This is a genomic window from Microbacterium sp. STRO-1N, assembly GCF_057748015.1.
The window spans coordinates 1,934,283-1,956,433 of sequence record NZ_CM173234.1 but is presented as its reverse complement, the minus strand read 5'-3'; the positions used below and the strand labels follow the sequence as shown (position 1 = coordinate 1,956,433).

Sequence of the window (22,151 nt, the reverse complement as noted above, 5' to 3'; positions counted from 1 at the left end):
AATGGCTACTCTCATCGCCTGCTCGCACGGCACGGATTCCGCGGACGGACGCCGGACGGTCGAAGAGCTCGTCGGTCTCGTCCGCGCTCGGATGCCACGGACGCGCGTCGTCCAGGCCTTCGTCGACGTGCAGGAGCCGGACATCACCACGGTCGTCGATCAGGAGATCCTCGCCGATGAGGTGGTCGTGGTCCCGCTGCTGCTGTCCGTCGGATTCCACACCGCCGTCGACATCGCGAAGGCGGTGCGTCGTCATCCGGGAGTCCGCCAGGCCGATCCGCTCGGGACGCACCCGCTCGTCGCGCAGGTGCTCGCGACGCGCCTTCGGGCGTCGATCGGCGGCACCTGGCTGGACGGCGACGCCGTCGTGCTGGCCGCAGCCGGCTCCACCAACCCCGCGGCGGTCGCCGACGTCGAGGCCGCTGCCGCGCAGCTGGCGGCACTGATTCCCGCACCGGTGACGATCGGCTACGCCTCGGCGATCGATCCGCGCATTCCAGAGGCGGTGCAGAGCGCACGGGATGCCGGGGCGCGCCGCGTGATCGCTGCGAGCCATGTGCTCGCCCCCGGTTACTTCGCCGGCCTCGTGCAGTCGGCCGGAGCGGACGTGGTGTCGGCTCCGTTGGGCGTCGACCCTCGCATGGCCGACGTCGTCATCGATCGGTTCCGCTCGGCCTGATCCATGCGAAGAGGGCGAAGCGACCTGGTCGCTTCGCCCTCTTCCGTGTCCGCTCAGGAGACTCGGGCGGGCTCGCGCTCGAGCTCGGCGTCCAGGGCGTCCGCCGTGTTCGAGGATGCTGGGGCCGACGCCGCAGCCCGCGCCTCGCGCTTGGCCGCACGCGCCATGCGCGCCTTCGGTCGACCGTGGGTGAAGTACAGCGGGAGGCCGACGAAGAGCAGTCCGCCGACGAGGTTGCCGAACACCGTCGGGATCTCATTCCAGACGAGATAGTCCCACAGCGTGAAGTCGGCGCCCAGCAGCAGACCGGACGGGAACAGGAACATGTTCACGATCGAGTGCTCGAAGCCCATGTAGAAGAACAGCATGATGGGCATCCACATCGCGACGATCTTGCCGATGGTCGAATCCGAGACCATGGCGAGGACGACGCCGGTGGAGACCATCCAGTTGCAGAGCACGCCGCGGATGAACAGGGTGAGCATTCCCGCCGCGCCGTGGTCGGCGTATCCGACGGTTCGGCCGTGGCCGATGTCGCTGATCGCCTGCCCGACAGCACTGGGCTCGGTGGAGAAGCCGTACGTGAAGTAGATGGCCATGAGGATCGCGACCATGAAGGCGCCGCCGAAGTTGCCGAGGAAGACCAGACCCCAGTTCCGCATGAGCGCACCGAAGGTCGCGCCGGGCCTGCGGTCCAGGACAGCGAGGGGGCCGAGAGTGAAGACGCCCGTCAGTAAGTCGTATCCGAGCAGATAGAGCATGACGAACCCGACAGGGAACAGGAGTGCACCCAGAAGGGGCTGTCCGGTCTGCGTGGACACGGTCACGGCGAACGCGGCAGCGATGGTGAGCAGGGCGGCGCCCATGAAGGCGCGGATCAGCGTGTCACGGGTGGACAACTGCATCTTGTAGGCGCCGGCGTCGACCATGCGGGTGACGAGCTCGGCAGGTTTGATGTACGACACGGGACCTCCACGGGGGACGGGAGCACTCTGGCGAGGCTGGGTCCAGCGTGACGGAGGCGCGTTTCGGCGGCCGACCGCGGAGGTTACGACTGTGGAGCAAACTTTTCACATCGTCGGATGCCGACGGTGAGGGTCACTCGGCGGGCGGGGCCGTCGGGGTCGGGGTCGTGCTGGGCAGCAGCGGATCCAAGGGCGCGGTCGTCTCGGTCGGGCTAGGAGTCGGCGTCGGGTCTGGTGCCGTGACCTGCGCGTGTGCGAACTGGCTCGCCATGGCGCCGACGACGATCAGCGCTCCGGCGACGCCGACGATCGTGTTGTCGCGCACGCGACGGCGGATCTGTCCTTCGTGCCAGGCGGTGCGGGCGGCGTACAGCCTGGCGCGCTCCTGCTCGGCGCGCTGGGCGCTCTTGCGTCCGGGCATCGGTGTCCCCTTCTTCGTCGTGACAGCATCTGCGAGCCTACCGTCGCGAGCAGTGGTGCCGCGTCGGGCGGGCGCTGCGTGTCCGCCGCCCGCATTAGCCTGGATACATGAACTCGTCCGCGCCCCTGATGTCGGGGCAGACCCCGCTCGCGGTGCGGATGCGTCCCGTGTCCCTTGACGAAGTCGCAGGGCAGAAGCATCTGCTTCGTGCCGGCTCGCCGATCCTGGCACTGGCCGACCCGGACGCGACTTCGCCGGGTGCGGTGTCGATCATCCTGTGGGGTCCGCCCGGCACAGGCAAGACGACCCTCGCGCAGGCCATCGCGCGCTCATCCGGCCGGCGGTTCGTCGAACTGTCCGCCATCACCGCAGGGGTGAAGGACGTGCGAGAGGTCATGCAGGAGGCTGTGACCCAGCGCGATCTCTACGGGCAGACGACGATCCTGTTCCTGGACGAGATCCACCGGTTCACCAAGGCGCAGCAGGACGCGCTTCTGCCCGGTGTGGAGAACGGCTGGGTCATTCTCATCGCCGCGACGACGGAGAACCCGTCGTTCTCGGTGATCTCGCCGTTGCTGTCCCGTTCGCTGCTGCTGACGCTGCAGCCGCTCACCGACGACGACATCGGCGAGCTCGTCGATCGTGCCGTCGGCGACGCGCGCGGACTGCAGGGCGCTGTCGCGCTCAGCGGCCCGGCCCGCGCCGCGCTGATCCGGCTCGCATCGGGCGATGCCCGACGGGCGCTCACCGGACTGGAGGCGGCGGCCGCCGTCGCCCTCTCGGGCGACAAGGACGATGACGCCACCGAGACTGTGCCCACCGTCAGCGACGACGACGTCGCTCAGGCGGTCGACCGCGCTCTGCTGCGCTACGACCGCCAGGGCGATGAGCACTACGACGTCATCAGCGCGTTCATCAAGTCGATCCGCGGATCCGACCCCGATGCGGCGCTGCACTATCTCGCGCGCATGATCGAGGCAGGGGAGGACCCGCGCTTCATCGCACGACGCCTGGTGATCTCCGCCGCCGAGGACATCGGACTGGCCGATCCGCAGGGCCTCGTGATCGCGACCGCAGCGGCCGACGCGGTGGCCTTCATCGGAATGCCGGAGGGGCGCATCCCTCTCGCCGAGGCCACGGTCTATCTCGCGACGACGGCGAAGTCGAACGCCGCGTACGTCGGCATCGATGCGGCGATCGCCGATGTCCGCGCCGGTGGATTCGGCCGTGTGCCGCTGCATCTGCGCGATGCGCACTATCCGGGCGCGAAGCGACTCGGCCATGGCAAGGGCTACCGCTATCCGCACGACGCCGAGCACGGCGTCGTGGCGCAGCAGTATCTGCCGGATGAGCTGGAAGGCCGGCGCTACTACACCCCCAAGACGCTCGGCGCGGAGCGGGATGTGGCGGCGCGGCTGGAGCGCATCAGGCGCATTCTGGGCGATCGCTGAGACACTGCGGCCGGAAGCGACACTGAGGAGTATGACGACGTCATCGTTCCCGAGGGCTCGCGCCGCTTCTCTTGCAGCGCTCTGCCTGATGGTCGCATTCGCGGTCGGATGCTCCGCCCACGCCGTGCCGACCTCGGCATCGGCATCCGCAGCGGCGTCCGATCCTGCGACCGATGAGGCGACTGCTCTGACGACGGGACATCCCGTGACGATCATCGACGACGGCTCGGGTGCCGAGCTCTGCCTCGGAGTCGTATGGCAGCTGCTGCCGCCGGCATGCGACGGACCGTTCATCGAGAACTGGGAGTGGTCGGATCGGTCGGGCCATCACGAGGAGTCGTCCGGCGTGCGCTGGGGCGATTTCTCCGTCATCGGCACCTACGACGCGGAAGCGAACACCTTCACGGTGACCGAGATCGTCCAGAGCCCTGACCGACCCGTCGAGCCGGTTGCCGACGCCGTCGCACCGGTCCCTGCGGAGCCAGGCGTCGCCGACGATTCCGAGCTGCAGGTCATCTACGAGGACGAGTCAGCGGTACGCGACGATGTCCTCGTCTGGGGTGTCGATCCGATCGCGGGACAGGTCACCATGCAGGTGGTCTACGACGAGGACGGCATTGTGCAGTCGGAGATGGACGACGAGTACGGAGCGGGCGTCGTCCGCGTTCTCTCGTCGCTGGAGCCGGTGGGCTGAGACGCTGCGGCCGATCTGTTAGACTTGAGCGGCTCGAAACCGAGTTTTCGGGCATCTCCTCGTTCACACCCCACCTTGCTGGCGCCCCGGCGTGCGCTCCAAGGCAGAACGCGGACGATACGTCCGCGAGTCGCGAAAGTCGCGACCGCGTCATCGGAAGGACAGCTTCGTGACCACGAAGTCCCAGGACCGCCGTAAGGTACGTCTCAGCCGTGCCCTCGGCATCCCGCTCACCCCGAAGGCCGCCCGCTACCTCGAGAAGCGTCCCTACGCTCCGGGTGAGCACGGCCGCACCAAGCGCAAGGCCGACAGCGACTACGCCGTCCGTCTGCGTGAGAAGCAGCGTCTGCGCGAGCAGTACGGCATCCGCGAGAAGCAGATGCGCAACACCTTCAACGAAGCACGTCGTCACGATGGCCTGACCGGTGAGAACCTGGTCGAGCTGCTCGAGATGCGTCTGGACGCCCTCGTGCTGCGTTCGGGCTTCGCCCGCACGACCGCGCAGGCCCGCCAGCTCGTCGTGCACCGTCACATCCTCGTCGACGGCCAGCTCGTCGACCGCCCGTCGTTCCGCGTGAAGCCGGGTCAGCTCATCCACGTCAAGGCCAAGAGCGAGGGCACCGAGCCCTTCCAGGTGGCGGCAGCCGGCGGTCACGCCGAGGTGCTTCCCCCCGTTCCTGGCTACCTCGAGGTCGAGCTCGACAAGCTGCAGGCACGCCTGGTCCGTCGTCCGAAGCGCGTCGAGGTCCCCGTGACCTGTGAAGTGCAGCTCGTCGTCGAGTACTACGCAGCTCGCTGATCCGCGTCACCGCGAACAGCATCAAGGAGGCGTCGGGGATACCCGACGCCTCCTGTCGTTTCCGCATACGATGGAACGACCGCGTCTGGGCGGTCCGAGGGCGAGGACATCGACATGAAGAAGCTGCTGTGGTTCCTGATCGGCGTGATCGGCGGATTCGTCGCCGCGCACTTCATGAACAAGGACCCACGCGGTCACGACCTGCTCTCCGAGGTGGATGCCCGCATCACCGGGTTCACCGCGATCCTCGGTGAGGCGTACCGCGCGCAGGAAGCCCGCCTCACTCAGCCAGACGAGAACTGATCTCCGTTCGGTCCGCATATGCGGCGCCGATTCCCATCCACACGAGGACAGCCGTACCCCTATGAAAACTGCGGACATCGCGCAGCGCTATCTCGACTTCTTCGAGAAGAACGACCACACCATCGTCCCGTCCGCGTCACTCGTCTCCGACGACCCGACGCTGCTGTTCACGGTCGCAGGGATGGTCCCGTTCATTCCGTACCTCACCGGTGTCGTCCCGGCTCCGCACCCGCGCATCGCCGACGTGCAGAAGTGCATCCGCACCAACGACATCGAAGAAGTCGGGCGCACCGCACGACACGGCACGTTCTTCCAGATGATGGGCAATTGGTCCTTCGGCGACTACTTCAAGGAGGGCGCGATCCGCTATGCGTGGGAACTGCTGACCAGCTCCGAAACGGATGGCGGCCTCGGCTTCGACGAGAAGGACTTGTGGGTCACGGTCTACGAGACCGATGACGAGGCGGAGGCGATCTGGCGCGACACCATCGGACTGAAGCCCGAACGCATCCAGCGCCTCGGGGCGGCCGATAACTACTGGCACACGGGTCAGCCCGGTCCTGGCGGCCCTGATTCCGAGATCTTCTTCGATCGCGGACCCGGCTACGGCAAGGACGGCGGTCCCGCCGTCGATGACTCCCGGTTCTTGGAGATCTGGAACCTCGTTTTCATGCAGGACCTGCTCAGCGGCGTTCGCTCGAAGGTCGATTTCGACATCGCAGGCGCGTTGCCGCAGCGGAACATCGACACCGGCATGGGCCTCGAACGCGTCGCCTTCCTCAAGCAGGGTGTCGAGAACATGTACGAGACCGACCAGGTGCGTCCTGTGCTGGACCGCGCCGTCGAGCTCTCCGGTCGGCCGTACGGCGCCGTCCATGAGGACGACGTCCGCTTCCGGGTCGTCGCTGACCACGTGCGCTCCTCTCTGATGCTGCTCTCCGACGGCGTGCGTCCGTCGAACGAGGGCCGCGGCTACATCCTGCGTCGCCTGATGCGCAGGACGGTCCGTTCGATGCGCCTGCTCGGTGTGGATGCGCCCACCTTCCCGGAACTCTTCGCAGCGTCGCGCGATGCCATGAAGAGTTCCTACCCCGTGCTCGAGACCGAATGGGACCGCCTCTCCGCCACGGCCATCGCGGAGGAGGAGACGTTCCTGCGCACGCTGGCGGCCGGGTCGACGATCCTCGACCTCGCTCTGGGCGAGACGAAGAAGACCGGGGGCTCGATGCTCGCCGGCTCCGAGGCGTTCCTGCTGCACGACACCTACGGCTTCCCGATCGATCTCACGCTCGAGGTCGCCGAGGAGGCAGGACTCCGGGTCGACCGCACCGCCTTCGACGAACTCATGCGCGAGCAGCGCACGCGCGCCAAGGCGGACGCGAAGAGCCGTAAGCGTCAGCTGGCCGACGTCTCGGTCTACCGTGAACTGCGCGGACTCGGTGAGACCGGATTCGACGGCTACTCCGAGCTCGAGACCGAGTCGACCGTCCTCGGCATCCTCGTCGACGGTGCGCCGGTGACGAGCGCGACCGAAGGCCAGATCGCCGAGGTGGTTCTCGCCGAGACCACGCTGTACGCCGAGTCCGGTGGTCAGGTCGCCGACAAGGGCACCATCACCGGTCCGGGGTTCTCCCTCGAGGTGCTGGACGTGCAGAAGCCGGTTCCCGGCCTCATCAGTCACACCGTCGAGGTCACCACCGGCACCGTCGCGGTCGACGATCGCGCCACCACCGTCGTCGACGCGGCCAACCGCCGTGCGGCGCGCCAGGCGCACTCGGCGACGCACCTGGTGCACGCGGCGCTCCGCGACACGCTCGGCCAGAACGCGACGCAGGCCGGTTCACTCAATCGCGCCGGCTACCTGCGCTTCGACTTCTCGTGGAACCAGGCGCTCTCGGCCGCAACACGCACCGAGATCGAGGAGATCACAAACCGCGCGGTCCACGATTCCCTCGAGGTCACGACGCGGGTGCTGACGCTCGATGAGGCCAAGCAGGCCGGCGCGATGGCACTGTTCGGCGAGAAGTACGGCGATGTCGTGCGCATGGTCGACATCGGCGGTCCGTGGTCGCGGGAGCTCTGTGCCGGCACCCACGTCTCCACGAGCGCCGAGATCGGTCTCGTCAGCATCACCGGCGAATCGTCTGTGGGGGCGTCCAACCGCCGCATCGAGGCCCTCGTCGGCCAGGACGCCTTCCGCGAACTCGCCGCAGAGCGCACCCTCGTCTCGCAGCTCACCTCGACGCTCAAGACGCCGCGCGATCAGCTCGCCGAGCGCATCGCCGAGATCGCCGCCAATCTGAAGACGGCGGAGAAGCGCATCGCGCAGTTCGAAGCCAAGGAGCGCGAAGGACGCGTCCCCGCGATCGCCGAGGCGGCCGAACGCGTCGGTGCCTATCGCGTCGCCGCACAGTCGCTGGGCGAGGTCGGATCCGCAGATGACATCCGCGGCGTCGCCCTCAGCGTGCGCGATCGGCTCGGTGCGGATGCCGCGGTCGTCGCCCTCGGCGGCGTGGTGTCGGGTCGCCCGATCGTCGTGGTCGCCACGAACGACGCCGCCCGCTCCGCCGGAGCCAAGGCCGGCGCGCTGGCCAAGGTCGCCGCAGGAGCACTCGGCGGCGGTGGTGGCGGTCGTGACGACGTCGCGCAGGGCGGCGGCGCAGATGCGTCCGCCCTTCCGGCTGCCCTCGACGGCATCGTCACGGAGCTGCGCGGCGCGTGAGCGGCTTCCGGCGCGGCATCCGACTCGGGATCGATGTCGGCAAGGCCAGAGTCGGGGTCGCCCGGTGCGACCCCGACGGCATGCTGGCCGTGCCCGTCGAGACGGTCCCGCGTGATGACGGGTCGATCGAGCGTCTCGCCGAGCTCGCGGGCGAGTACGAGCCGCTGGAGTTCGTGGTCGGCCTGCCGGTGAACATGCGCGGCACCGATACCGCTTCGACGACGGACGCCCGCGAGTTCGCGACGGCACTGGCACGGCGGACCGGGCTTCCTGTGCGGCTCATCGACGAGCGGTTGAGCACGGTGTCCGCACACCAGGCCCTGCGTGCTTCGGGCAGATCACAGAAGAATTCTCGTAGCATTGTGGATCAGGTTGCGGCAGTGGTCCTGCTGCAGCAGGCGATCGACATGGAGAAGAGCTCCGGAACCCCCGCAGGAGCATCCGTCGATCTCGATGAGGAGACCCACTGACATGCCCCAGGGAGATCTGTTCGACAACCTCCCGGATCCATCGACCGAGCACCCGACGGTCGACCAGGCGCCACCCCCGCCCGGATCCCGCAGAGCCGCCCGTGAGGCCGCACAGCGCGCAGGCGAGACCGGAGCGGTCGACGTCTCGACGACACCGCTCGACGTGCGCCCCGCTGATGCACCGTCCTCGGCAGACGCGTCGCCGGTGACCACGGCATCCGCTCCTGCGGCATCCGAGCCCGTGGCCCCGAAGGAGCTGATCAGTGCGCCGGCGGGCGGAGGCACCCTCGAGGACCTCTTCGCACCGAGCGACGACGACCACCATGCCAAGCCGAAGCGCAAGCGGCGCACCGGCTGCCTCGTCGCGCTGATCATCGTGCTCGCCCTGCTCGGCGGCATCGCGGTAGGCGGCGTGTGGGTGATGAACACCTACGGCGACCGGATCAGCGATGCCATGGGCTGGGGCGAGCCCGAGGACTACCCCGCGGGGGAGGCCACCGGCGAGGTCCTCGTCACGATCGAAGAGGGCTTCACCGGTCAGCCCATCTCCCTGGCGCTCTACGAGGGCGGTGTCACGAAGACCGAGGACGTCTTCTACGACATGCTCATCGAGGAGGGGCTGAACCCGAACTTCCAGCCCGGCGTGTACAAGCTCCAGGAGCGGATGACGGCGGCCGCGGCCCTCGAAGCGATCGAGAACCCGGCGAACCGCATGGAGCATTCGGTCGGATTCGCCGAGGGCACCACGCTCAAGGTGATCGTGCCGACCATCGCCGAGGCCCTCGAATTGCCGGTGGAGGACGTCCAGGCCGCGGTGGCGGACCCCGCGGCGTACGGCGTCACCGCTGACAGCCTGGAGGGATGGCTGTTCCCGGCCGTGTACACCTTCGACCCCGGTGTCACGGCACCGCAGGCGATCCAGAAGATGGTCGACCGCACCCGTGAATCGCTCGCTGCGGCCGGCGTTCCGGATGCAGAGGCGCAGCGCATCCTCACGGTCGCATCGATCATCCAGCGCGAAGGACGCACGGCCGATTTCGCCAAGGTCTCACGCGTCATCGAGAACCGTCTGGCTGAGGACAACCAGGAGACCCACGGTCTCCTGCAGATGGATTCCACCGCGCAATACGGTTACGGGCAGACGCACGACGGCCCGGTATCCGAATGGCCGTGGAAGGACGTCGTCGGCGATCAGAACCCCTGGAACACGTACCAGCACATCGGCCTGCCGGCTGGTCCGATCTCGGCACCGAGCGCGGCAGCGATCGACGCGGCCATGCACCCCGCGGACGGCCCGTGGTTCTACTTCGTCACGGTCAACCTGGATACCGGTGAGACGGTCTTCTCGGCGACCTACGAAGAGCAGCAGCAGGCCGAGCAGCAGTACCAGCAGTGGTGCGAGGACAACCCCGACGGCGGATGCTACTGAACGCCATGCCCGGTGGATCGCGCCTGGCCGTCTGGGGCGATCCGATCGCGCATTCCAAATCCCCGGCGCTGCACGCGGCCGCGTACCGAGTGCTGGGTCTGGACTGGGAGTACGGCAGACGGCAGGTCGACGCGGCGCGGTTCCCGGAGGCGCTGCAAGCGCTGGATGATTCCTGGCGCGGTCTGTCCCTGACGATGCCGCTGAAAGAAGCGGCGTACCGTGCGGCGTCCGTGCGCGATCGGCACGCCGAGATGACGGGCGCGGTGAACACGCTGCTACTGGACGACGAGCCGCGCGGCTACAACACCGACGTCGGCGGCATCGTCGACGCCCTCGCCGAGAACGGCGTGCGCGAGGTCGGCACTGTCCGGCTGCTGGGCGGGGGAGCCACCGCGGCATCCGCTCTGGTGGCGGCCGGCGATCTCGGCGCGCGGCGGGCCGACGTGCGTGCTCGACGCCCCGACCGCGCGCGGCCACTGGTGGCGCTGGGCGCAGAGCTCGGCGTCGCCGTCGAGGTACTCCCGTTCGAAGCCGCGGCGGCGCCCGTCGATCTCACGGTGGCCACGCTGCCGAGCGGGACCGCTCTCGATGCGACGATCTCGGCGCCGCTGGCCGAGCACGGCGGCGTGCTCTTCGATGCCGCCTACGCGCCGTGGCCGTCCGCACTGGCGGCGAGCTGGTCCGATGCCCCGATCGTCTCTGGTCTGGGGATGCTGCTGCACCAGGCCGTCCGGCAGATCCGCATCTTCCGCGACGGCGACCCGATGCGGCCGCTCGACGACGAGGATGCCGTCATCGCCGCGATGCGGGCCGCCCTCGACGCCTGACGTCACACGGTCGCCGGTCATGGGAGACTGGAGCAATGCTCCGCGTGCTCACGGCCGGCGAATCCCACGGCCCCGAACTCATCGCCGTCATGGAGGGACTGCCCTCCGGTGTTCCCATCTCGCCCGACCAGATCCAGGCGGATCTCGCGCGGCGCAAGCTCGGCTACGGCCGCGGTTCGCGGATGAAGTTCGAGCAGGACGAACTGACGTTGTCCTCCGGCATCCGCCACGGCAAGTCCCTCGGCAGCCCGATCGCGCTGCGTATCGGCAACACCGAATGGCCGAAATGGACCGAGGTGATGAGCCCAGAGCCGATCGAGCTCACCGAGAAGTCCCGCGGCCGCGGCGCTCCGCTCACGCGCCCTCGTCCCGGTCACGCCGACCTGGTCGGCATGCAGAAGTACGACTTCGACGAGGCACGCCCGATCCTCGAACGCGCCAGTGCACGCGAGACGGCCGCCCGCGTCGCTCTCGGTGCGGTCGCGCGCGCGTTCCTCGGCGAGCTCGGAATCCGACTCGTCAGTCACACGCTCTCGATCGGTCCCGTGCAGGTGCCCGGCGACGCCGCGCTGCCCACCCCGGACGACGTCGACGCACTGGACGCCGACCCGCTGCGCTGCTTCCACGCGGAGACCTCCGCACGGATGGTCGCCGAGGTCGACGATGCCAAGAAGGACGGCGACACGCTCGGCGGCATCGTCGAGGTGCTCGCGTACGGTCTGCCGCCTGGGCTCGGCTCGCACGTGCAGTGGGACCGCCGACTCGATGCGCGGCTCGCGCAGGCGCTCATGAGCATCCAGGCGATCAAGGGCGTCGAGGTCGGTGACGGCTTCGAGACGACCCGCCGCCGCGGTTCTGCCGCGCACGACGAGCTCTTCGCCGCGGATGCCGGGATCACCCGCTCCTCGGACAAGGCCGGCGGCACCGAGGGCGGCATGTCCACGGGAACCGTGCTGCGGGTCCGTGCCGGAATGAAGCCGATCGCCACCATCCCGCACGCGCTGCGCACGATCGATGTCGCGACCGGTGAGGAGGCCACGGCGCACCACCAGCGTTCCGACGTGTGCGCCGTGCCGGCCGCCGGCGTCGTGGCCGAAGCGATGGTCGCGATCGAGTTGGCCGGTGCGGTGCTGGAGAAGTTCGGCGGCGACAGCGTGGGCGAGACCCGTCGCAACCTGCAGGGCTACCTGGACGCGATCCCCGCGGAGCTGCGCACCGCCGCGGCCTCGGAGGCGGGACTCGCCGTCGGCGATGTCTGACGACCGGCCGCTGACCACCGTGCTCGTCGGTCCGATGGGCGCGGGCAAGACCAGCGTCGGGCGCCGTGTCGCCAAGCACCTCGGGGTGCCGTTCATCGACACGGACAAGCGCGTCGTCGCCGAGCACGGGGCCATCGCCGACATCTTCGCCGAGCACGGCGAGGCGCATTTCCGCGAGTGGGAGCGCCAGGCGGTGGCCACAGCGATCGCTGAGGGCGGAGTCATCTCCCTGGGCGGTGGCGCCGTCACCGATCCAGGGACCCGCGCGCTGCTGGAAGGCGATCCCGTCGTCTTCCTCGCCGTGAGTCCTGAGGCCGTCGCCGAGCGCATCCGCGGCACCAGCAGGCCGCTGCTGGTCGCCGATGAGGACCCGCTCGAGCGGTGGACGCGCATCATGGAGCAGAGACGCGAGCTGTACGAACAGGTGGCGACGATCGTGTTCGACACGTCGCGCCGACCGATGTCGCGCATCGCGCGAGAGATCGCCGACTGGCGGAGAGGACTGTCATGAGCATCACGACCATCAGCGTCACGGGGCAGAGCGCGTACGACATCACCGTCGGCCGCGGCATCCTGGACCGGGTCTCGCAGGCCCTCGACCCCGCGGTGCGCAAGATCCTCGTGGTGCATCCGCCGACTCTGGGGGCCCGTGCGGCGGAGCTGCGCGACCGGCTGCTCGCGGACACCGCGGACGGCCGGCGCGAAGTGCTGCTGGCCGAGATCCCGGATGCCGAGCAGGGCAAGCGCATCGAGGTCGCGGCGTTCTGCTGGCAGGTCATGGGCCAGGCTGACTTCACCCGCACGGACGCCGTCATCGGATACGGCGGGGGAGCGGTGACCGATCTCGCCGGCTTCGTCGCGGCGACGTGGCTTCGCGGCATCCAGATCGTCCAGGTCCCCACGACCGTGCTCGGCCTGGTCGACGCGTCAGTCGGGGGCAAGACCGGCGTCAACACGGCTGAGGGCAAGAACCTCGTCGGCGCTTTCTGGGCCCCGCGCGCGGTGATCGGCGATCTCGACGAGCTGACCAGCCTCAGCCCGCACGAGGCGACGGCCGGATTCGCGGAGGTGGTGAAGGCCGGGTTCATCTGGGCGCCGGAGATCCTCGACATCGTCGAGGCGGATCCGGCCCGTGCGGTCGATACCTCGACAGACGAGTTCCGGCGCGCCGTCGAACTGGCGATCGACATGAAGGCGCGCGTCGTCTCGGATGATTTCCGTGAGGCGGGGCAGCGCGAGATCCTCAACTACGGCCACACGCTGGGCCATGCGATCGAGCACGCCGAGCGGTACCGCTGGCGTCACGGCGCCGCGATCTCGGTGGGCATGCTGTTCGCCGCCGAGCTCTCCCGGCTGGCCGGACGGCTTCCGGATGCCGCTGCAGAGCGTCATCGCGCCATTCTGGAGTCCCTCGGTCTGCCGACCGGCTACCGGGCCGGCGCCTGGCCGCAGCTGCTCGCGTCCATGCAGCGCGACAAGAAGTCCCGCGGCGGGATGCTGCGGTTCATCGTCCTGGACGAGATCGCCAAGCCGACCGTGCTGCAGGCGCCGGACGAGTCGCTGCTGTTCGCGGCGTACCAGGAGGTCGCAGAGTGACCCCGATCATCCGTCGAGTGCGCGCCGAGGAGTGGCGCGACGTACGCGGTCTCCGGTTGCAGGCGCTGGCGGATGCGGCGGCTCCCATCGCCTTCCTCGACACGCTCGAGAACGCCACCGTCCGTCCGGACGAGTTCTGGCAGGAGCGCACGGCCAGGGCGGCCGACACGGATGTCAGCGCGCAGTTCGTCGCACTGGACGGCAGCGACTGGGTGGGTTCCGTCTCCGTGATCAGACGGGGCGTCGGCGAGACCGACCATCATGGCCGGAGGCTCGATCAGCCGCGCAGCGACGTGGTCGGGGTGTACGTGCGTCCGTCCCACCGCGGTCAGGGACTCATCGACGGTCTGCTCGCCGCGGCATCCGAGTGGGCGGTCGATCTGGGGGACACCACCCTGACACTGGACGTGCATGCCGACAACGACCGCGCCCAAGGCGCCTATGTCCGTGCCGGCTTCGCGCCCACGGGGTTCCGATTCTCCGGCCCGATCGGTCCGGAGGTCGAGATGGCGCGCCAGCTCGATGCCGGCGATAGGGTGCGATCGTGACCACTCGCCGCCTGCTGCTCGTCAACGGTCCGAACCTCAACCTGCTCGGCACCCGCGAACCCGGCGTGTACGGCACCGCGACGCTGGCGGACGTGGAGCGCATCACGTCGGATGCCGCGGCATCCGACGGGTTCGATGTGCGCGCGATCCAGAGCAACCACGAAGGCGTGCTGATCGACGCGATCCACGCGGCCAGAGACGATTGCCTCGGCATCGTCATCAATCCCGGAGGGCTCACGCACACGTCGGTCTCCCTGCGCGACGCGCTGACCGGCATCGCCCTGCCGTTCGCCGAGGTGCACATCTCGGATGTGCACACGCGCGAGTCCTTCCGGCACTTCTCGTATCTCGAGGACGTCGCCTCGGTGCGCGTGATCGGCGAGGGCGTCGACGGCTACGCGACGGCCGTGCGGCGGCTGACCCCCCTCATCCCGTAGAATCGACTGTCGGCCGCGCCCGCGCGGCCCCGCATACCTCGACACGAAACGGAACCCGCTCCTCATGGCATCCACCGCAGACATCAAGAACGGCGTCGTCATCAACATCGATGGCCAGCTCTGGAGCGTGGTCGAGTTCCAGCACGTCAAGCCGGGCAAGGGCGGCGCGTTCGTGCGCACCAAGCTGAAGAACGTCATGACGGGCAAGGTCGTCGACAAGACGTACAACGCCGGCACGAAGATCGAGCTCGAGAACGTCGACCGTCGCGACTTCACGTACCTGTACACCGACGGCGACGGCTTCGTGTTCATGGACGTCGCCGACTACGACCAGATCACCGTCGGTGCCGCCACGGTCGGCGACGCGAAGAACTTCCTGCTGGAGAACCAGCAGGTCACGATCGCGACCAACAACGGCAACCCGCTCTACATCGACCTCCCGGCGTCCGTCACCCTCGAAGTGACCTACACCGAGCCAGGGCTGCAGGGCGACCGTTCTTCGGCCGGCACGAAGCCGGCCACGGTCGAGACCGGCTACGAGATGCAGGTCCCGCTGTTCGTCGAGACCGGCACCAAGATCAAGGTCGACACCCGTACGGGTGAGTACCTGGGCCGCGAGAAGTAAGGCGTGGGCGCACGCACGAAGGCGCGCAAGCGCGCACTCGACATCCTGTTCTCCTCCGATGTCCGCGGTGACGCGATCGGCGTCACGCTCGCAGCAGAGGCCAAGCGGGCCGCGAGCGAGCCGGCCCGCGAGGCCAGCTGGCTGTACGCGCGCGAGATCGCAGACGGGATCGTCGACCACCAGGACGAGATCGACGAGCAGATCACGACTCACAGTCGCGATTGGAAGCTCGAGCGGATGCCGGCCGTTGACCGCGCTCTGCTGCGCATCGCGGTATGGGAGATCCTCTACAACGATCAGGTTCCGACGGCCGTCGCGATCGACGAGGCCGTTGAGCTGGCCAAGGAGTTCTCCACGGATGACTCCGGAGCCTTCGTGCACGGCGTCCTCGCCAGGGTGGCGCGTTCCAGCTGACGCCTCCGCAGAGTCCGGACGATGTCTGATGCCGGGGAGAGGATGGCGGATATGAGCGCGCCGTACGTCCCCGAGGAGGACATCCTCGCGCACACCGATCGCGGCAGCTTCGAGCGGGGGTTCGGCTATGCGCGCGATGACCGCGTACTGTACGCGATCTGGAATTCCGAGCGCCGGCGCATCAACGGCCAGGTCTCCGGTTCGGGCGGAAGGCCGTACAGCTGCGCGATCGAGTTCGCGGATGACGATTCCATCGCGCTGAGCCGCTGCGCGTGCCCGGTGCGGTCGAAGTGCAAGCACGTGGTGGCGGTGCTCCTGGCGAGCAACGCCAAACAGGGGCGACCGCCGTCGGCGCCCGCCTCGGCGGCACGGACGCAGGCTCCGGCGTGGCGTTCGCTGCTGACGGCTGCCGGGCGGACAGCGGATCCGACCCCGCTCGCGCTCGGTGTGGAGGTGCGCAGACGCGCCGCGCAGGGTGCGCATCAGTGGGCGCCGCGCCCGGTGACGGCGGCGCAGCCGCGTGAGCTGGTGAAGGCCGGCGTCGAAGTGCTCCTCGCGGTCCGTCCGCTCGTGCGCAGCCGCTCGACCGGCAACTGGATCCAAGGGGATGCGGGCTGGGACTCGATCCGCCGTTCGTCCGGCAGGTTCGCTCCTGACCAGGTGCGCTGGTTCGGAGACCTGCTGAGCATTGCACGCGAATCGCTGCTCTCCGGCACGGCCGGCGAATGGATCCTGCTCGATCTCGTCGCGTCGCGCCTGCTGTGGAGCCACCTCAGCGCCGCACGCGCGCTCGGCATCGCGATCGTGGCGACGCAGAAGCACACCGACATCCGCTTCGCCGAGCACGCCGAGGTGAGCGCCGTGATCAGCGCGGCGGATCACGGGCTGCTGCTGGCACCCGAGGTGTCGATCGATTCGACGCCTCATGCGGCGAGCAGAGTGCGGCCGCTCGGACGCTCTGGGGTGTACGCGTGGGACGTCGTCGGCACGCGCATCGAGGTGACCCTGGCGCCGGTCGACCTCGAGCCGATGATGCACGCTCTTCTGACCGGACCGTCCGAGATCGAGATCCCCGACGACGAACGCGACGCGTTCCTCGCCGAGGCGTACCCTCAGCTCGTCCGACAGGCCGAGGTGCGCACTGCTCAGGGCGTCGAGCTCCCTGAGCCGGCCGAACCGCAGGCCATCGTCACGGTCGCCTACCGTGCCGGGCACGTCGTCGAGCACACGCTGCAGTGGGATTACCCCGGCTTCGGCCGATTCGGCGCCGATCCGAGTGCCGATGCCGTGCGCGATCCGGCCCGTGAGGCCGACATCCTCCGCCGAATGCACGACGCCTGGGACCAGGTCCTCACCGTCCCGTTCTCGGCGCACGGCACGCTGCACGACATGGATGCCGCGGAGTTCGTCTCGCGGCTCGTCGGGCTGTGGGAGGCCATCGGCGTCGTCGTCGAGACCCGCGGCACACCGCAGGCCTATCGCGAGCTCACCGGCGATCCCCTGATCACGGTGTCCACCGTCGAGACCACGTCGACGGACTGGTTCGATCTCGGCATCCTGGTGAAGATCGACGACCGGACCATTCCGTTCGAACCGCTGTTCACGGCCCTCGCCATGCGCCGCAACAAGCTGCTGCTCGTCGACGGCAGCTACTTCTCGCTCGCGCACCCCGCTCTGCAGCGACTGCGGGACCTGCTGGACGAAGCGGCCGAGCTCGCGGAGTGGGAGGCGGGGCCGAAGATCAGCCGCCACCAGGTCGCGCTCTGGGAGGAGTTCGAAGACCTCGCCGACGAAGCCCAACCCGCGGTGAGCTGGCGGGAGACGGTGCAGGGCCTGCGCGATGCGGATCGCGTGCCGCCCACCGTCGAGCCGTCGGGGCTTCAGGCTCAGTTGCGCCCGTATCAGAAGGCGGGCTTCGATTGGCTCGCCTTCCTCTGGCGTCACCGGCTCGGTGGGATCCTGGCCGATGACATGGGGCTGGGCAAGACCATCCAGCTGCTCACCCTGGTCCTGCACATCCGCGAGGCGGGGGAGCGCAGACCGCTGCTGGTCGTCGCCCCGACCTCGGTCCTCGCCACCTGGCAGGACGAGGCCGCGCACTTCGCTCCTGGGCTCGACGTGCGCATCATCGACGGCACGAGCGCCAAGAACGGCCGGCGCGTCGCGGATGTCGCGGCCGACGCCGATCTCGTCGTGACCTCCTACACCGTCGCGCGGCTCGACCAGGACGAGTTCCAGGCTGTCGAGTGGGCGGCCCTGATCCTGGACGAGGCGCAGTTCGTGAAGAATCCGGCGACGCTGCAGCATCGTGCGATCGCGGCGCTGCGGGCGGATGTGACCTTCGTCGTCACCGGCACCCCGATGGAGAACAGTCTCCGAGAGCTCTGGGCTCTGCTGCGACTCGCCGCACCTGGGCTGTTCCCCTCGGCCCGCAAATTCCGTCAGGAGTACATCCAGCCGATCGAGCAGGGCAAGGTGCCGGAGAACGAGGAAGGCGCGCCGTACCGCCAGCGGCGACTGGAGCGCCTGCGTCGCCGCATCCGTCCGCTCATGCTCCGTCGCACCAAGGACCTCGTGGCTGCCGACCTTCCGCCCAAGCAGGAGCAGCTGCTGCATGTCGATCTGGTCCCGGCTCACCGCGCACTGTACGACACCGTGCTCCAGCGCGAACGGCAGAAGGTGCTCGGGCTGCTCCAGGACCTCGACCGGAATCGGTTCATCGTGTTCCGGTCGCTCACGATGCTGCGCATGCTCAGCCTGGCGCCGGCACTCATCGACGGCGAGGACGCCCGGATCGGCTCCGCCAAGCTCGATGTGCTGCTCGAGCGCGTGCAGGAGCTGCAGGCCGAGGGGCACCGCGCGCTGGTCTTCAGCCAGTTCACGTCTTTCCTCTCACTGGCGGCGGAACGGCTCGAGGAAGCGGGCGTCCCGTACGCGTATCTGGACGGCTCGACGCGCAATCGCAGGGCCGTGATCGACGGATTCCGCACCGGAGAGCAGCCGGTGTTCCTCATCAGCCTGAAGGCCGGCGGATTCGGGCTGACTCTCACAGAGGCGGACTACGTGTTCCTGCTGGATCCGTGGTGGAACCCGGCTGCCGAGGCGCAGGCCGTCGACCGCACGCATCGGATCGGCCAGACCGAGCAGGTGTTCGTCTACCGGATGATCGCCACCGGGACCGTCGAGGAGAAGGTGCTCGCGCTCCAGCAGCGGAAGGCACGACTGTTCACCGCGGTGATGGATGACGAGCAGCTGTTCGCTCAGACGCTGACCGCCGACGACATCCGCGGACTGTTCGAGGACTGACAGCCGCACGGGCGTTTGTTTCCGGCGTGTGACACCGCCCTCACCGCAGGGGTGCGTGCGCGTGACGCAGAAGTGATCGTGCGGTAATCCACGACGCCGTCCGTCGAAACACCGTCCTCGTATCTTCAGTGGCATACCGTCCGGAGCAGTAGCCACAGGGAGAGCAGTCATGGTCACACCTGCCGTCGCGTCCTCGCACACCGACACCGCTGATGCCGTCGTCCTCACACGTCGACCAGGCCGCTGGATCGACGGGTTCGATCCCGAGAACACCGCGTTCTGGGAGTCCGAGGGCCGTCCGATCGCTCGCCGGAACCTCGGATGGTCGATCTACGCCGAGTTCCTCGGTTTCATCGTCTGGCAGCTGTGGAGCATCGTCGTCGTGATGCTGCCGGCCGCCGGGTTCACCTTCACCACTTCCGAGATCTTCTGGTTGATCTCGCTGCCGAGTCTCGTCGGGGCCACTCTCCGCTTCCCGTACACGTTCATGGTGCCCCGGTTCGGCGGCCGCAATTGGACCATCGTGTCGGCGCTGCTGCTGCTGATCCCCGCGATTCTGCTGGGTGTCGCGGTCGGCAACCCGGAGACACCGTTCTGGATGATGCTCTGCATCGCGGCCCTCGCCGGATTCGGCGGCGGCAACTTCGCCAGTTCCATGTCGAACATCACCTACTTCTTCCCGCAGCGCGAGAAGGGCTGGGCGCTCGGCCTGAACGCTGCGGGGGGCAACCTCGGCACGTCGGTCGCCCAGTTCCTCGTCCCCATCGTCGTGTCGCTCGCCGCGGGAATCGGACTCGGGCTGCCACTGGCCGGCTGGATGTGGGTGCCGCTCATCCTCGTCGCGGCCTGGGGTGCATGGCGGTACATGGACAACCTGTCTTCCGCGAAGGCCGACTTCGCCGGATCGGCCGCGGCGCTGCGCGAAGGGCACATGTGGCTGCTGTCGCTGCTCTACATCGGCACGTTCGGCTCGTTCATCGGCTTCGCCAGCGTCTTCCCGAAGCTCATCGCCGACCAGTTCCCGGAGTTCTCCTCCCTGCACATCGGCGCAGCCGCGGTCTCTCTCGCCTTCCTCGGCGCTCTGGTCGGATCCCTCTTCCGTCCGCTCGGCGGTCGTCTCGCCGACCGCTTCGGCGGTGCGCGGATCACGATCGCGGCGTTCGCCGTGATGGCGATCGGCGCCTTCGGCATCCTCGGTGTCCTGGCGCTCGGACAGTTCTGGGCGTTCCTGCTCTGCTTCCTGGTGCTCTTCGCCGCGACGGGCGTGGGAAACGGGTCGACGTATCGGATGATCCCGATCGTCTTCAGCGCACGCGCGGTCGCCCGCAAGGAAGGAGATGCCGCGGCGGTCCAGCGCCGCGCCGCCGCCGCGCTCGGCCTCATCTCCGGCATCGGTGCCTACGGCGGATTCATGGTTCCGCAGGTGCTCAATGCATCCCAGCTCTCCACCGGCACGTACGAGGGCGCGTTCATCGGCTTCGGCATCGTCTACATCGTGATGCTCGTCATCACGCTGCTCGTCTACGGCATCCCGCGCGCCGCACTCGACGGACGGCGGATCTGACAGTGCCGACGTCCTTGCGCGTCGTCGTCGTCGGGTTCGGTCCGGTCGGGGCGCGGCTGTGCGAAGACCTCCTCCCGGCCGTCGAGGACGGCACGATCCAGCTGACGGTCATCGGCGCAGAGCAGCATGCTCCCTACAACCGCGTGCTGATCGCCGAACTCGCCGCAGCGAGGGCTGATCACGACGGGATCGTCCTGCACGACCCGGCGGACAGCACGGCCGCCGGTGCGAGGGTCGTGCTCGGAGCACGCGTCGTCGGCATCGACCGCGCTGCCAAGCTGGTCGAGCTCGACAGCGGAGAGCGGGTCGACTACGACCGGTTGGTGCTGGCGACCGGCGCGAGGGCGAACGTGCCGACTCTCGCCGGGCTGGAACGTCCCCGCTACGACGAGGCGTCTCTGGGGCGCGCAGGGACCGCCGTCATCGGATCGGACGCGCGACTCCCCGTCGGTGTCACAGTGCTGCGCGACCTCGCCGATGCCGAGCGCGTCCGGCGGGCCGTCGAAGCGAAAGCGCGCATCATCGTGCTCGGCGCAGGCGTGCTCGGCCTCGAGTTCGCGCTGCTGGCCGCCGATGCGGGTGCGGAGGTCGGCGTGCTGCACCACGGGCCGACGCCGATGCCCCGCAACCTCGATCGCGGCGCAGGAACGGTGCTGGCCAGGGCGCTGAAAGTCCGCGGCATCACGATGTACGCGCACAGCCGCGCGGAGGCGATCGCGTTCCACGACGCCGCGGACGGCGTACGCGCGTTCGATGCCGTGGTCACCGCAGACGGAAACTACGTCCGAGGAGATCTGCTGGTGCTCTCCTGCGGTGTCGGGGCTCGCACGGAGCTGGCCACTCTCGCAGGCATGCGCACGGCGGCCGGTGTCATCGTCGACGAACGGCTGCGTTCCTGGAGCGACGACGACGTGTACGCGATCGGCGACTGCGCGCATGTCCTCGCGCGTACGCCCGAGAACGAGGCGCTCTCGCGCCTGCCCGGTGCGCCGTCCGGCCTGATCGGGCCGGGGTGGCGCCAGGCGTCCTGGCTGGCCGGATGGCTCGTCGCGGACGCGACAGGCGCGCCGCACTCCGAGCCGGCGCCGGGGGAGAAGGACGCCGTCGTGATGCTGAAGGACGAAGGCATCGACGTGGTCGCGGTCGGCGACCTCGACATAGACATCTGGGACACGCCGCACGCCGGCGATCCGCACCGGCACGTGGCGCAGTGGGCCGACGCGCAGCACGGCCGGTACGTGAAAATGGTCACCGTCGACGGCGTGCTGGACGCGTTCGCCTGTGTCGGGATGCCGCGCACGGCCGCCGAGCTGACGCTGCTGTACGACCGGCAGGGCGAACTGCCCTCCGATCGTTCGCTGCTGCTGCGCCTGGACGGTGCGGACGACGTCGGCGCCGGTTCCGACCCCTTCGCCCCGACATCCAAAGTCTGCTCGTGCAACGGCGTCGACGTTCAGCGCATCACCGACTCGATCGCCGCGGGCAACGACACCGTGGCCTGCCTCGGTCGCGACACCAGGGCTGGTACCGGCTGCGGCGGATGCAAGCCGCGCCTGACCGAACTGATCGAACGATTCGCCCTCGCGGAGGCCGCACGCGCATGACGAGCACTCATTGTCCTTACTGTGCGCTCCAGTGCGCC

At 68.8% G+C, this 22,151-nt stretch carries 21 protein-coding genes; 19 read left to right on the top strand and 2 right to left on the bottom strand.

The window, feature by feature from the left end; translation table 11 throughout:
- Position 1: 1 nt before the first annotated feature.
- Entirely contained in the window at positions 2 to 679 is a 678-nt protein-coding gene (locus AC3ANJ_RS09310; protein WP_488316082.1) for a sirohydrochlorin chelatase, read from the top strand.
- Between the two features lie 53 nt (positions 680 to 732).
- On the opposite strand, the gene AC3ANJ_RS09305 is transcribed toward AC3ANJ_RS09310, so the two are convergent.
- Together AC3ANJ_RS09305 and AC3ANJ_RS09300 are read right to left on the bottom strand one after the other, a co-directional pair.
- Positions 733 to 1,644: a formate/nitrite transporter family protein gene (locus AC3ANJ_RS09305; RefSeq protein WP_488316081.1), complete on the bottom strand. Its 912-nt coding sequence runs from the start codon at positions 1,642 to 1,644 to the stop codon at positions 733 to 735.
- 133 nt (positions 1,645 to 1,777) lie between these two features.
- Positions 1,778 to 2,065, bottom strand: a complete 288-nt coding sequence (locus AC3ANJ_RS09300) for a hypothetical protein (protein ID WP_488316080.1) — start codon at positions 2,063 to 2,065, stop codon at positions 1,778 to 1,780.
- 107 nt (positions 2,066 to 2,172) lie between these two features.
- Here AC3ANJ_RS09300 and AC3ANJ_RS09295 point away from each other — a divergent pair, with 107 nt between their 5' ends.
- From AC3ANJ_RS09295 to AC3ANJ_RS09210, 18 genes are all read left to right on the top strand, one after another.
- Complete coding sequence (locus AC3ANJ_RS09295; protein ID WP_488316079.1) at positions 2,173 to 3,516, top strand: replication-associated recombination protein A; 1,344 nt, start codon at positions 2,173 to 2,175, stop codon at positions 3,514 to 3,516.
- Between the two features lie 31 nt (positions 3,517 to 3,547).
- Positions 3,548 to 4,210 (top strand): hypothetical protein, encoded by a 663-nt coding sequence (locus tag AC3ANJ_RS09290; protein ID WP_488316078.1) that lies wholly within the window; start codon positions 3,548 to 3,550, stop codon positions 4,208 to 4,210.
- 169 nt (positions 4,211 to 4,379) lie between these two features.
- Positions 4,380 to 5,009, top strand: coding sequence for a 30S ribosomal protein S4 (gene rpsD / locus AC3ANJ_RS09285; RefSeq protein ID WP_406250405.1), 630 nt, complete (start codon positions 4,380 to 4,382; stop codon positions 5,007 to 5,009).
- A 114-nt stretch (positions 5,010 to 5,123) separates the two neighbouring features.
- A complete protein-coding gene (locus AC3ANJ_RS09280; protein ID WP_406250406.1) occupies positions 5,124 to 5,312 on the top strand; it encodes a hypothetical protein in 189 nt (62 codons plus the stop codon).
- A gap of 61 nt (positions 5,313 to 5,373) precedes the next feature.
- Positions 5,374 to 8,034 carry an alanine--tRNA ligase gene (gene alaS / locus AC3ANJ_RS09275; RefSeq protein ID WP_488316077.1) on the top strand — a complete coding sequence of 887 codons (2,661 nt, stop codon included), beginning with the start codon at positions 5,374 to 5,376 and terminating at the stop codon, positions 8,032 to 8,034.
- Complete coding sequence (gene ruvX, locus AC3ANJ_RS09270) at positions 8,031 to 8,504, top strand: Holliday junction resolvase RuvX (RefSeq protein WP_488316076.1); 474 nt, start codon at positions 8,031 to 8,033, stop codon at positions 8,502 to 8,504. The genes alaS and ruvX overlap by 4 nt, the downstream gene beginning before the upstream one ends.
- Before the next feature lies 1 nt (position 8,505).
- Complete coding sequence (gene mltG / locus AC3ANJ_RS09265) at positions 8,506 to 9,933, top strand: endolytic transglycosylase MltG (protein WP_488319205.1); 1,428 nt, start codon at positions 8,506 to 8,508, stop codon at positions 9,931 to 9,933.
- A 5-nt stretch (positions 9,934 to 9,938) separates the two neighbouring features.
- Positions 9,939 to 10,760 carry a shikimate dehydrogenase gene (locus tag AC3ANJ_RS09260; RefSeq protein ID WP_488319204.1) on the top strand — a complete coding sequence of 274 codons (822 nt, stop codon included), beginning with the start codon at positions 9,939 to 9,941 and terminating at the stop codon, positions 10,758 to 10,760.
- 35 nt (positions 10,761 to 10,795) lie between these two features.
- Positions 10,796 to 12,019: a chorismate synthase gene (gene aroC, locus AC3ANJ_RS09255; RefSeq protein ID WP_488319203.1), complete on the top strand. Its 1,224-nt coding sequence runs from the start codon at positions 10,796 to 10,798 to the stop codon at positions 12,017 to 12,019.
- The gene (locus tag AC3ANJ_RS09250) at positions 12,012 to 12,530 is read left to right on the top strand and encodes a shikimate kinase (RefSeq protein WP_488319202.1); all 519 of its coding nucleotides are present in this window, start codon (positions 12,012 to 12,014) and stop codon (positions 12,528 to 12,530) included. Before aroC ends, AC3ANJ_RS09250 begins: the two co-directional genes overlap by 8 nt.
- A complete protein-coding gene (aroB, locus tag AC3ANJ_RS09245; RefSeq protein ID WP_488319201.1) occupies positions 12,527 to 13,615 on the top strand; it encodes a 3-dehydroquinate synthase in 1,089 nt (362 codons plus the stop codon). Before AC3ANJ_RS09250 ends, aroB begins: the two co-directional genes overlap by 4 nt.
- Positions 13,612 to 14,163: a GNAT family N-acetyltransferase gene (locus AC3ANJ_RS09240; protein WP_488319200.1), complete on the top strand. Its 552-nt coding sequence runs from the start codon at positions 13,612 to 13,614 to the stop codon at positions 14,161 to 14,163. Before aroB ends, AC3ANJ_RS09240 begins: the two co-directional genes overlap by 4 nt.
- Positions 14,157 to 14,600, top strand: a complete 444-nt coding sequence (locus tag AC3ANJ_RS09235; RefSeq protein WP_488319255.1) for a type II 3-dehydroquinate dehydratase — start codon at positions 14,157 to 14,159, stop codon at positions 14,598 to 14,600. The genes AC3ANJ_RS09240 and AC3ANJ_RS09235 overlap by 7 nt, the downstream gene beginning before the upstream one ends.
- 64 nt (positions 14,601 to 14,664) lie before the next feature.
- Complete coding sequence (efp, locus tag AC3ANJ_RS09230) at positions 14,665 to 15,225, top strand: elongation factor P (RefSeq protein ID WP_264157830.1); 561 nt, start codon at positions 14,665 to 14,667, stop codon at positions 15,223 to 15,225.
- A 3-nt stretch (positions 15,226 to 15,228) separates the two neighbouring features.
- Entirely contained in the window at positions 15,229 to 15,639 is a 411-nt protein-coding gene (gene nusB / locus AC3ANJ_RS09225) for a transcription antitermination factor NusB (RefSeq protein WP_488319199.1), read from the top strand.
- Positions 15,640 to 15,690: 51 nt separating this feature from the next.
- The gene (locus AC3ANJ_RS09220) at positions 15,691 to 18,945 is read left to right on the top strand and encodes a DEAD/DEAH box helicase (protein ID WP_488319198.1); all 3,255 of its coding nucleotides are present in this window, start codon (positions 15,691 to 15,693) and stop codon (positions 18,943 to 18,945) included.
- A 169-nt stretch (positions 18,946 to 19,114) separates the two neighbouring features.
- Positions 19,115 to 20,509: an MFS transporter gene (locus tag AC3ANJ_RS09215; RefSeq protein WP_488319197.1), complete on the top strand. Its 1,395-nt coding sequence runs from the start codon at positions 19,115 to 19,117 to the stop codon at positions 20,507 to 20,509.
- Positions 20,510 to 20,511: 2 nt separating this feature from the next.
- Positions 20,512 to 22,113, top strand: coding sequence for an FAD-dependent oxidoreductase (locus AC3ANJ_RS09210; protein WP_488319196.1), 1,602 nt, complete (start codon positions 20,512 to 20,514; stop codon positions 22,111 to 22,113).
- Positions 22,114 to 22,151 lie beyond the last annotated feature (38 nt).